A 12105-nucleotide genomic window follows, 5' to 3' on the forward strand; every position below is an offset into this window, starting at 1 on the left:
ACGAAAACCTGTGTTTGGGTTTCGGCTGTCGAGGGAAAGGCTTTTTTGCAAAGGTCTCTTTTTGTTTATTTTGGAAGGAATATGGTGAAATATCCATAAATGGTGATAGCTATATTCGATGATGTATTTCTATTCCCTGATGAGTTCAATCTAGACTTGCAGAGCGAGAGATTGGGTTTTTATACACTGAGGCTACTTTCATTCTAAATTGTTTGTGACAAATGAGTGGGGCAAAGCTGCTATTACTATAAATAGGTCGTCTGAAAACATCACGTAATCTTTAATACCATCCATGGTCTTAGGTAAGCAGGGTTAAACACGATATAATCGGTATTGTCGGAAAACTAAGTATAAATAAGCGCCAACGCATGCCTGGCAGTATTCATAAATCTTGTATCGGATGAACACCTTCATGGAAAAGCTCAATGGTAATTTAATTCTTATCGGATTGATGGGGGCAGGAAAAACAACGCTGGGAAGGCAGTTTGCTCAAATGTATGATTGCCCGTTTTATGATAGTGATTTGGAAATTTGCTCAGCATCAGGTGTTTCTATTTCCACTATTTTCGAGATGGAGGGAGAGGAAGGGTTCCGACACCGTGAGACTTTGATGCTGAAAAAGCTGTCGGCATTAAACGGCATTGTGTTATCGACGGGAGGGGGTTCGGTTTTGCGTGAAGAAAACCGATGTTGCCTGCGTGAGCATGGTACGGTGGTTTATTTGCATGCATTACCTGAAGTGCTGTTAGAGCGTACACGTTATGATAGCAGCCGCCCGCTTTTAAAAACGGACGATCCTTTAAAGAAATTACGTGAATTGTATACGGTTCGAGATCCGATTTATCGTGAGACCGCGCATATCGTTATAGAGTCGGAGAGTTGTGCTAAAACCCTTCGAAAATTGGTTGAATGTTTGGATGAGCGACAATTCATTGAATATGATGATTAAAAGTGTTGCCTTTGTTGATTAGGTCGTCTGAAATGTAATAAAAATGGTTTCAGACGACCTTTAGTTATATGTTTGCAGCCCTATTGGTTTTGCTTGATAAAACGTTCTTTATCTAGTCAGTTTTCAACAGAGCGGCAAGCGTATATTATTTTGCGTTGTTCCCACATGATTTATTTTGATAAGGAGTCTTCTCCTATGCGTACTTTGACTGTTCAAACTCCGTCTCATCAATATCCTATTTTTATCGGGTATGACCTTATCGGTCAGGCTGATAGTTTACTCAAGCCTTATTTGAATAAAACGGCCGCAATCATAACCAACGAAACTGTTGCGCCTTTATATCTGAAAAGTCTTCAAATGAGTTTGGACAGAATCGGTATCAGGCATTTCAGCATTATCTTGCCGGATGGCGAAAAATATAAAAACTGGCAGACATTGAACCTTATTTTTGACGGATTGATGGAAAACAGGGCCGAACGGAAAACTACACTAATTGCATTGGGTGGCGGGGTAATCGGCGATATGGTCGGCTTTGCCGCTGCCACGTACCAACGAGGTGCGCCGTTTATCCAAATTCCGACAACTTTGTTGAGTCAGGTGGATTCATCCGTTGGTGGGAAGACGGGTATCAACCATCCGCTTGGAAAAAATATGATTGGTGCGTTTTACCAACCGCAGGCGGTCTTAGCTGATTTGGAAACATTGAAGACCTTGCCGCGCCGAGAATTATCGGCAGGTATGGCGGAAGTTATTAAATATGGTGCGCTTGGCGATGTTGATTTCTTTGAGTGGTTGGAACAAAACGTTGCGGATTTGATGGCGCAAAACCAAGAGAAATTGACGCAGGCGGTATATCACTGCTGCAAAATGAAGGCCGATATTGTTGCCAAAGATGAAACCGAACAAGGTATCCGCGCGTGGCTTAATCTCGGCCATACTTTCGGACACGCCATCGAGGCGGAAATGGGTTACGGAGTATGGTTGCATGGTGAGGCAGTAGCAGCGGGTTGCGTGCTGGCAGGTAGATTATCCGAAGAATTGGGTAAAATTTCCGATGCGGACACACGTCGAATCGCTGTTTTAATGGAGGCTGCAGGATTGCCGTCATCGCCGCCTAAATTCCCGTTTGAAAAATGGATCAGCCATATGAGCCATGACAAAAAGGTCAGTAGCGGCGTGATGCGTTTTATCGGGCTGAACCGTTTGGGGGAAGCCAATATCACTGAAGTGAGCGATATTGATATTTTAAAGCAGACTTTGCAGTCGTATTTGTAATGTGCATTCCAGTAAATATGCCGTGCATATTCATTGTCGCATGAGTCAAAATAGAGAAGGTCGTCTGAAAAGTTATCAGACGACCTTTTATATGATTAAGGTAGGAGTGGAGTTTGTATCAAACCGAGTTTTTCATCAAAGCCAAACATGATATTCATATTCTGAACAGCTTGTCCTGCCGCCCCTTTAACTAAGTTGTCGATGACGGACAGAGCGATCCATACATTGTCAGATGAAGATTTTTGGATGCTGATACGGCAAAGGTTCGCACCGCGCACGCTGCGTGTTTCTGGTGTTGAACCGGCCGGCATGATGTCCACAAAAGGACTGTCCCGATAAAATTCACGTAAAACAGCTTCCGGATTGCAACCGTCCTCAAGATGCAGGTATAAAGTGGCGTGCATACCCCGGATCATGGGTGTCAGATGGGGAACGAAAATGAAATGTTCGGCAATTCCTGGTTGCAATGTGGCGATGGTTTGCCGAATTTCGGGCTGGTGTCGGTGTCCCGTAATGCCGTAGGCTTTAAAATTATCTCCGGCTTCGCAAAGCAGTGAGCCGGTATTGGCTTTCCGACCTGCGCCGGATACGCCTGATTTACAGTCCGCAATCAGCGGCATATGTGGTTTCAGACGACCTTCTTTCAGCATGGGGAGTAAAGGCAGTGAAACGCAGGTCGGATAACAACCGGGGTTGGCAACGATTTGTGCAGATGCGATGGCATCTCGGTTTAATTCACTTAATCCGTACACCGCTTGAGGAACAATATCGGGGCTGGCGTGCTTCATTTTGTACCAATGTTCCCATGTGGAAATATCCTGTATACGAAAGTCAGCGGATAAGTCGACGATGCGGATACCTTTTTCCAAAAGACGAGGAGCATCGTTCATGGCGATTCCATTTGGGGTGGCGAAAAAGACAATATCGCATTTTTCCAAACCGGCGTGTTCGGGTGTTTGAAAGGTCAGATCGTAGATTCCCCTCAGACTGGGAAAGTAATCGGAAACTGCTTTACCTGACTCGCTGCGGCTGGTTACCGTTGTAATTTCAATATTCGGATGACTGCTGAGAAGCCGTAAAAGCTCTACGCCGGTGTAGCCTGTTGCACCAACGATGCCGACTTTGATTTTCGAATTCATAGATTTCTCCAAGAGTAATTTTTAGATGTGGGCAGATTTGCCGGTATCGACTTCGTTCGAATACTGTTGTCCATTATAGAGGAACGGTGATGTATAGTGGAAACAGCCACTATGAGTAATACGAAACGGTACTGACATATATAAAAGAAAAGTCGTCTGAAAACATGGAAGACAAGTTTTCAGACGACCTTTAAAGGGAAACCACCTAATGGTTATTCCTGTTCATACAGAATAAATGGTGAGGAACCTATTTTATTTTAAACAGTTATAGAGCAATCTCTACTCAAAACAGCAATGAAGTAGGATCTCCGTCTGCCGGCAGATCATATTTTGGATAGGAAGGTGTAGAAGCTGCCGGTGGAGAGGTGTATTCGGCAGCTTTGGGTTTTCTCGGTGAGTATGCCGAAGCTGCTTTCGGAGTCGGAGTATCTTCCGCATCTATTTCGATTTCAGAACCGGCGGGCAATACTTCATCTTTCACAGGGGTGGGTTTCGGCATGACTTTCGGTTTGCTGAAGGCACTGGAGCCGCTCATCCATGCCAAGGATTTCAGCGGGGTTTTCAATTTGACGCCTTTAGCACAGGTCAAACAGTTTGCCGCCCCGGTACGCGCCTTCAAAATTGCATCGATACGGGCGGCATTAATCGTTTTGCTGTGCGCCTTAGCCCAAGCGGCAATACTTTTTTTCAGGGCATCGGTATCGAGGTTCTTTTTATTGTAAGGATCGCGATATGCAGCCAGCCAAAGATTTTTATTGGCATCTTCGTTGAGGCTGGCAAGTTGGTAAATGACGGAAGCAGGGGCGCCGGTTGCGATGGTTTTTGCAAACTCAAGCGCATCCGGAGATTTCATTCGCACGCAACCGTGGCTGCGGACACCCGGTACGCTGGCAGGCGCGTTCGTGCCGTGAATGCCCAAACTGAATTTCGGATCGCCCAAGCGGACAAAGACAGGACCCAGAGGATTATTGGGGCCGGGCGGTACGGATTTGACGCCGTCTCCGCGTTCTTTTTGAATAGATTTCGGAATGTGCCAAGTAGGATTAAAAGCTTTGGCTCCGATTTTGTGTTCCCCAAGGTTGGTTTGGGTCATGGCTTTGCCGACAGCAACGGGATAAATTTTTGTTAATTGTCCGTCGGTATAGAGGAACAGACGCTGTTGCGGAATGTTGATGACAACATGTTGACCTTGTGAGACGGGGGAAACATCAGGAACAGGTGTGTTGGCAGTTGCGTAGGCGGCCAAAGCTGCAAGGCTTGTACTGAAGAGAATTTTTTTCATGTTTTAAAATTTAAAAAGGGGGGAGGAAATATTTCGGGCAATCATACCTGAATCTTTTTGGTTTTGTGCGAGAATATGCGTTTTTGCAAACAAAATGTGCCCTGTCGGGCAAAATGGATTTTCTTGATGAAGATGCGGACAGATAACAGGCAATATGAGGGCGAGGCGGATATTTTTTCTTTGGATTATGAAGGAAGAGGTGTCGCGCGCGTTAATGGTAAGGCATTGTTTATTGAAGGAGCGATACCGGGTGAGCGGGTACGGTTTGAAATCATCCGTTCAAAAAAACAATTTGATGAGGCACGGGTCATTGACATCACCCGATATTCGGAAAATCGAGTTGAGCCGAAGTGTAGGTATTTTGATACATGCGGTGGTTGTTCAATACAGCACATTGATTCGACAGCCCAGATTGCATTTAAACAACGCATTATGGAAGAGCAGTTGGAACGCATCGGCAAAATCCGACCCAAGCAGATTCTCCCAGCTATATATGGAACACCATGGCATTATCGGGAGCGTGCCAGACTGAGTATTTCAAAGGATGCAGGTGGTCGTCTGAAAATCGGTTTTAAGGCAAAAAAGAGTCATGAAGTGATTGATGTCGATTCATGTATGGTGTTGCCGGCTCATATTTCTGAGAAGTTGCCAAAAATAAAGCAAATGTTGCAAAGTTTGATAGATTTGGATTTGCTATTCATTGAGTTTTTTAATAGCGAAAAACTAACGGTTTTGAACATTTGTTCCGGAAAAAAACCGCCTAGTCAAAAATTGAGACAACTTGAAAAATGGTTTGATACGATATTCGGTCATGAGAAAAAACAGTGGCAGATTTGGCTGCAAGCCCGAAGACAGGAGGCCCAGCCATTCTATCCGAAAGATTGTCAGCCTTTGGGATATGCTTTACCTGAGTTTGAGGTTGAAATGCCGTACAAACCCGGGGATTTTACCCAGATTAATGCAGGCTTAAATGGAGTGATGGTTGGCAGGGCTTTGAAACTTCTAGATATTCAGAAAAACGAGCGTATTGCAGATTTGTTTTGCGGGCTTGGAAACTTCAGTATTCCTATGGCAAAAAGTGGGGCTGAAGTGGTTGGAATCGAAGGTGAAGGTTCGTTGGTTAAGCGAGCACGAAACAATGCTTCGGCTAACGGTTGTTCCGATAGGGTATCCTTCTTTGAAGCGGATTTGTTTGAAACAGATGAGGTTGTGGTAGCGTCATGGGGTCAATTCGACAAGATGTTGCTTGATCCCCCGAGAGGCGGTGCCTATGCTGTTGTCAAATCACTACATGCTCCGTATTTGCCGGTAAGGATAGTATATGTTTCTTGCAATCCGGCAACCTTTGCCAGAGATGCGGAAGTGCTGGTAAATAAGGGCTATAAGCTGAAATTGGCAGGGGTAATGAATATGTTTGCACAGACTTCGCATGTCGAATCTATAGGTGTCTTCGATTTGGAAAATAGTATATAGGTATTTGCAAAATGGTTTTTTATGTAATTATCGGTTGAATCATGTTATCATAATTCACTCAGAAAATAAGATGATTCGGCAATTTTGATGGTTGCTGGATATGAATATAAAATATAGTTTGTTTGCTGCTCCACAGTAACGGGAGGTGTTCTTGGATTATTCACTTTTAATCGTATTGTTGGCGCTTTTGTTGGTTGTATTGCTGTTTATCCGCTTCAAACAAAGCGGAACGACACATAAAAAAACAACTAAGGTTGCCAAATCATCAATACATCATAACAAATCAAATCAAAAAGATGAGGATGCTCTCACTCCTGATTGGATGGATCAGGTCAATCAATCCGTTTCTAATACTGAACAGCAAGATTGGGAATGGGGTGGTGGAGAGACCTCTGGCTCAACAGCATCAGTATCTGCCCAGGAAGTTGATCCTCTGACTGAATATCAGGTGTACAAACAGTTCGGTTATGAAAGCAAGGCTGCGGAGTCTTTAGCCGGGTATCTGAACGGATTAGGTGATGGAGCTCCCGAAAAGCTGGTTCATGAATTAATCGGGCTGAGTCTCCGTGTCGGTAATATCGATATGTTGGCTGATGCTTTGGAAAAACACGGATTGGTTTTGCCTGAAGAGAGCTTGGCTGAATACGTTAAGATCGGTTTAATGACTGAGCCGACGCACTTGCGTCTGCGGGTTTTGGCGGAGGAACGTTTGGGATGGAGCTTGCAGGAAATTGAGCGCAGAATTGGTGAACCTTCAGGAATTGAAGATTCTTCAGAATCGGATTCAACTTCTTCAGATGATGTGCAGCACACTTCTCCAACTTCTCAAGCTTCAAAACGTTCTTTAATCGTGTTGGGAAAAAAAGAATTTAATGACATCACCCCTGAGGAAATGGGTGCAGTTATTGGGTTTGTTAAGCCTGAGCATGGTGCGAAAATTTTGAAGGATAAGGTTGATTATAAAACGGCCGTACAACAATACAACCGTGCTATTCAAACCTCTTCTAAACCTGCCAGCTTAATTATTGATGCTTTGAAGTTGGACTACCAAAATGAAGAAATTGGTCAGTTTGCGCAACATTTGTGGAAGCTTTATCACTCACTCGGCCAATATGGCCGCCAAGTGAAAGAACGTATGCTCGGCTGGGGATATAGTCTAGGCTATCATGAGGTTTTTGATGATTTGGAAAAGGGACCAAATGAGAACCGTGTAAAAGAAATCGGTTTGGCCAGAGGTTATTTGCAACCTACTTCTTTGCAAATGAAGGCAAAATACCGAGATTTGGTACAAAAAGACTCGTCCGTTATCAGCATGAATTCTTCACCTGCCGATGAGGCTCTAAAAGAAGTCGAGTCGCTATTGATGTATGGTCAGTTAGATTTGGCTGTTGATACTTTGGAGCAGGCCGTACTGCAATATCCGCAAGAGTCTCAGCTATATATCATGTTGTTTGATCTTTACGAAAGAGTTGAAGACTGGGCACGTTTGGAACATTTCTTACGCATCTTGCGTGAACGCGTTGTCAGTTTGCCGGAAGAGGTTATTTTGGCTATGAGCCGTTTGCTTCAACGCGTAAATCAATATTCAAAAAAATAAAATAACATTTAGAGAGCACCATCTATGGACAATCTGTTACCTAAAATTAAAACCATACGGATTATGCTTCGTGATATGAATGAGCAGCAGGAAGCTGTATTCCGTATGGCTTTCAAAATGCACAATACGACGAATTATCAAATTATCGGTACGGATTCTGCTGAAAAGCCGGATTTGGTTTTGGTAGATACAGATACGGCTGACGGTATTGAGACTTGGAAAACGTTGAAAACCGAATATTCCGATATTCCAGTTGCGATGTTTTGCTCACAAGAACCTTCCGTGGAAACGCCATATCTCCCTAAACCGGTCAAATTCGATACCTTGTTTCCTGTATTGAGAAGTTTGGCTCAAGGGGGCAATGTTTTTAATCCTGCTGATAGTGAGGCAGCAAAACAAAATACTCAGGGTAATGGTAGTACCGAAGGGCGAAAAGCAACAATCAAACGGTTTAATCCGAATAAAGGATTGCTGGGAGCATTGAAGTTCGCTAGTCAAGGCCATCAGGATATTGCCGTTTTACATGAGGGCAAGCCGGTATTGATAGTTTTCCCAAGTATTCAGCGTGTTTTGTTGACTGTTAATGCGCATGATTTGGAGGGGCTTTGTAAAGATGACAATCTTTCTGTGGTATGCAAAGTAGTACCTGATAATCCTCAATGGAAGGAGAAAGCCAAAGTTACCATTATGTCTTGTCTGTGGCAGATGGCGATTTGGACTGCACAAGGTCGTCTGATTTATCCGATGACCCCTCAAACTATTTTTACATTGAAACGCTGGCCCAATCTGACTAGGCTGGCTCCAGTCCCTGAATCTATGAGGTTGTCTGCCTTTCTAACTAAAACATCGGTTAATCTGAATATCCTCTATAAGGTTATGCCGTTGGAGATGCCTGATATATTGAATTATCTTGCAGCTACCTCCGTAACCGGTTTCTTGGCAACGGACACTGAATACGCACACAATCAGACTAATGTTTCCGAACAAGTTGATGTAAATAGCAATGTGCCTGATAGTCAGATGGTAAAAGATGCTGAGAAGATTGCAGGACCGTCGCAAGAACAGCCACGCGGACTGCTGCAACGATTGATGCGTAAGTTATTGGGAAAACGATAAGAAGGACATGTAATGAAGGAAAATAAAATTATCTTTACCGGTCCGGTCGGAGTGGGTAAAACAACAGCTATTTCAGCTTTGTCGGATGAACCTCCTGTACAAACGGACGCATCAGCTTCCGATATGACATTGGTGCGAAAAGGTTATACTACTGTAGCAATGGATTATGGGGTTATCCATTTGGATGAAGAGGTGAAAGTCCACCTTTATGGTACACCAGGGCAGGAACGCTTTAATTTTATGTGGGAAATTTTAAGTCAAGGTAGTATGGGTTTGGTTCTGCTTTTGGATAATACCCGTACTAACCCACTAAAAGACCTGCAATTTTTCTTAGAGGCTTTTCGTGAATTATTGAAAAAAGCCCCGCTGGTTGTCGGTGTTACCAAGATGGATATTCGATCACTGCCAAGCGTTGACGTTTATCAGAAATACTTGGCTCAAAATAATTTTAATGTGCCGGTATTTGAGATTGATGCTCGAAGAGAAGATGATGTAAAACAATTGGTAAGTGCAATGTTGTTCTCAATTGACCCGGGTTTAGAGGTATAAAATAAATGGAATCGACTCTTTCTTTACAATCAAATTTATATCCTAAAGTTACACCGGCAGGGGCATATTATGCGGTGACGAGTGATACTCCCAGTGCCAGCCGCACTTTGTTATATAGCTTGCTGAAGGCAAGTCCGACAGAGGTTATCAGCAGTGAGAAAATTTTGGCATGGGCAGATACCAGTGATATTGATACCGCTTTGAATTTGCTGTACCGCCTGCAACGCCTTGAGTTTCTGTATGGTGATGAAAATGTCAGTAATGAAGATATACATCTTACTGACGAGCAATTGCCTTCCTTATTGGAGCAACTTTCAAGCTCAGGAAAGGCATTACTGGCAGATGAGAACGGATTGTATTTTGCAAATGCGAATTTCCATCACGAGGCTGCCGAAGAGTTGGGGCTTTTGGCCAGTGAAGTGACAAAGGTGGACAGTAGCCATCGCCTATTAATCCGTAATAATCTGCATATTAATAATAATGCATGGGGTATTTGCGATCCTTCAGGACAAAGTGAGTTGACTTTCTTCCCTTTATATATCGGTAATACCAAGTTGATTTTGGTTATCGGCGGTATGCCTGATTTGAACAAGGAGGCATTTGTAACCTTGGTCAAAATTTTATACCACCGCTATGGCAGCCGTTAACACACTATATACCGATTATTATTTTAGAATGGAATATGTATGCAACAATTATTGATTTCTGTATTAAGCGATTTGAATAATACCTCTCCTGATATTACTGCTTCAGCCGTTATTTCTACTGACGGTTTGCCTATTGCAACCATGTTGCCGTCGCATTTAAATGCAGACCGTGTTGGTGCGATGTCAGCAACATTGTTGGCATTGGGTAACCGCTCCGTCCATGAGTTGGCTTGCGGTGAGCTTGATCAGGTTATGGTGAAAGGGAAGACCGGTTATATTTTGCTGAGTCAGGCAGGAGAAAACGCTGTTTTGGCTTTGATGGCAAGAGAGAGCGGTAAGCTGGGCTTGATTTTGTTGGATGCCAAGCGTGCTGCGAAGCATATTGCTGAAATTCTATAAATTCCGGTATTTATCTGTATTTTGGGAACTTACACCATTGTATTTTTAAAATAGTGTTGACGTAAGTTACTTCTTTCTCTATAATCTAAAATCTTTCCCCGATAGCTCAGTCGGTAGAGCGACGGACTGTTAATCCGCAGGTCCCTGGTTCGAGCCCAGGTCGGGGAGCCAAATATAAAAGCCTGATTATTTCAGGCTTTTGCCTTATTCACTAAGAGGTCGTCTGAAATATTTCAGACGACCTCTTAGCTTTTATGATGTTTTAAATACGACGCATCCTTATTTATAGAAAATTTTCCAATCAGAAATACACAGCCTAATCCTTGGTTACTTAAGGAAAATAGTGGTTTAAGAACGTTTAGCGTTTAATTATGATGTTTGTACTGTTTCCTGGTTGCTTTTTATTAGATATGTTCATTTACTAAATATAAGAAAATGTATAGGGTATAGGATAAATGTGTAGGAATTTTGAAGCAGTATAAGGGGGACGACCTTCAATAATTTTTGTGTTTTTCATCAAACGACATCTTCTATAGGGAAATCCTCACAAAGCTTCCAGCATTGTTATGTTTCCCGTCTTAATCCTGTTGCTTGGTGAACAAAAAAAGCTACTTGGAAAATTAAATGTTGGTAAATTTAAGGAAATCTTGGAAGTATTTTATGTTTGTTTTTAGCAGGCAGAGTTGATGGATGATGAGATGGAAATGAATGAAAAAAGAGTGATGACATTAGATGACTGGATACGGCAGTCTCCACTACCGCGCATAGAGGCACGTATGCTTTTGCAAAAGGCAGGAGGTTACAGCCGTGTTCAATTAATAACGCAGGGAGCAGAAGCGATTCCGGCAGATGTTTTCGTACGGCTAGAGAGTTTGGCGGAGCATCGTCTGAATGGTGAACCAATGGCTTATATCATGGGTGGTCGAGAGTTTTATGGCCGTTGGTTTGAAGTCTGCCCTGATGTTTTGATTCCCCGTCCGGAAACCGAGCATTTGGTTGAAGCGGTTATCGAACATCTCTCAAAAAACGGACGGGTTTGGGATTTGGGTACCGGTAGCGGGGCGGTTGCTGTTACGGTGGCATTGGAACGGAAGGACGCAGAAGTACGCGCGTCTGATATTAGCAGGCAGGCTTTGGTTGTTGCCCGTCGAAACGCAGAAAATTTGGGTGCAGCAGTTGAGTTTGCATCAGGATCATGGTTCGATACAGATAAAACGTCGTCTGAAGACAAATATCGTTTTGACGTTATTGTTTCTAACCCTCCTTATATTGAGGCAGATGACAGCCATTTGAATCAAGGAGATTTGCGCTTTGAGCCTCAAACGGCATTGACCGATTTTGCCGACGGCTTGACCTGTATTCGGGAGCTGGCACAGCGTGCGCCTGAATTTTTGAAAGAGGGCGGGTGGTTGCTGTTGGAACATGGATATAACCAAGGTGGGGCAGTACGGCAGATTTTGTCGGAAAATGGTTTTACAGAGATTGAAACCCGACAGGATTTGGCCGGTTTAGACAGGCTGACTTTGGGCATCAGGCGACATATTGAATAAGAGTTTTGGTGGTTTGAATAATAAAAAACCAAACGTCAAATCCGTACACACCAATACAGCCTGGAATTTAAAAAAGTCGTCTGAAAACCCAAAAATGAGGTGTAGAAATCAGTAGCGTTGTTTACAGTA

General features: G+C 43.3%; 11 protein-coding genes and 1 tRNA gene. 10 read left to right on the forward strand and 2 right to left on the reverse strand.

What is annotated here, in order from left to right; translation table 11 throughout:
* Positions 1-400: 400 nt before the first annotated feature.
* On the forward strand, positions 401-949 hold the full coding sequence (locus HMPREF3066_RS02715) for a shikimate kinase (protein ID WP_070440273.1): 549 nt from the start codon (positions 401-403) through the stop codon (positions 947-949).
* 195 nt (positions 950-1144) lie between these two features.
* Positions 1145-2224 carry a 3-dehydroquinate synthase gene (gene aroB / locus HMPREF3066_RS02720; RefSeq protein ID WP_070440275.1) on the forward strand — a complete coding sequence of 360 codons (1080 nt, stop codon included), beginning with the start codon at positions 1145-1147 and terminating at the stop codon, positions 2222-2224.
* A 95-nt stretch (positions 2225-2319) separates the two neighbouring features.
* On the opposite strand, the gene argC is transcribed toward aroB, so the two are convergent.
* Positions 2320-3363, reverse strand: coding sequence for an N-acetyl-gamma-glutamyl-phosphate reductase (gene argC, locus HMPREF3066_RS02725; protein ID WP_070440277.1), 1044 nt, complete (start codon positions 3361-3363; stop codon positions 2320-2322).
* Positions 3364-3646: 283 nt separating this feature from the next.
* Complete coding sequence (locus HMPREF3066_RS02730; RefSeq protein ID WP_070440279.1) at positions 3647-4645, reverse strand: L,D-transpeptidase; 999 nt, start codon at positions 4643-4645, stop codon at positions 3647-3649.
* Between the two features lie 126 nt (positions 4646-4771).
* On the opposite strand from HMPREF3066_RS02730, the gene rlmD reads away from it, so the two are divergent.
* The 8 genes from rlmD (at position 4772) to prmC (ending at position 11976) form a co-directional block, all read left to right on the forward strand.
* Complete coding sequence (gene rlmD / locus HMPREF3066_RS02735; RefSeq protein WP_321178896.1) at positions 4772-6118, forward strand: 23S rRNA (uracil(1939)-C(5))-methyltransferase RlmD; 1347 nt, start codon at positions 4772-4774, stop codon at positions 6116-6118.
* Positions 6119-6263: 145 nt separating this feature from the next.
* Complete coding sequence (locus tag HMPREF3066_RS02740) at positions 6264-7715, forward strand: tetratricopeptide repeat protein (protein WP_039404568.1); 1452 nt, start codon at positions 6264-6266, stop codon at positions 7713-7715.
* A gap of 24 nt (positions 7716-7739) precedes the next feature.
* The gene (locus HMPREF3066_RS02745; RefSeq protein ID WP_070440280.1) at positions 7740-8831 is read left to right on the forward strand and encodes a DNA-binding transcriptional response regulator; all 1092 of its coding nucleotides are present in this window, start codon (positions 7740-7742) and stop codon (positions 8829-8831) included.
* A gap of 12 nt (positions 8832-8843) precedes the next feature.
* A complete protein-coding gene (locus HMPREF3066_RS02750; protein ID WP_003743737.1) occupies positions 8844-9380 on the forward strand; it encodes a GTP-binding protein in 537 nt (178 codons plus the stop codon).
* A gap of 5 nt (positions 9381-9385) precedes the next feature.
* A complete protein-coding gene (locus HMPREF3066_RS02755; protein WP_070440282.1) occupies positions 9386-10027 on the forward strand; it encodes a peptidase M23 in 642 nt (213 codons plus the stop codon).
* 39 nt (positions 10028-10066) lie between these two features.
* Complete coding sequence (locus HMPREF3066_RS02760; protein ID WP_003743735.1) at positions 10067-10426, forward strand: roadblock/LC7 domain-containing protein; 360 nt, start codon at positions 10067-10069, stop codon at positions 10424-10426.
* 95 nt (positions 10427-10521) lie between these two features.
* A tRNA-Asn gene (locus tag HMPREF3066_RS02765) sits at positions 10522-10597 on the forward strand.
* Positions 10598-11148: 551 nt separating this feature from the next.
* Positions 11149-11976 (forward strand): peptide chain release factor N(5)-glutamine methyltransferase, encoded by an 828-nt coding sequence (gene prmC, locus HMPREF3066_RS02770; RefSeq protein ID WP_070440286.1) that lies wholly within the window; start codon positions 11149-11151, stop codon positions 11974-11976.
* Positions 11977-12105: the final 129 nt, after the last annotated feature.

The organism is Neisseria sp. HMSC03D10 (assembly GCF_001807625.1).
GTDB classification, from domain to species: Bacteria; Pseudomonadota; Gammaproteobacteria; order Burkholderiales; family Neisseriaceae; genus Neisseria; species Neisseria mucosa.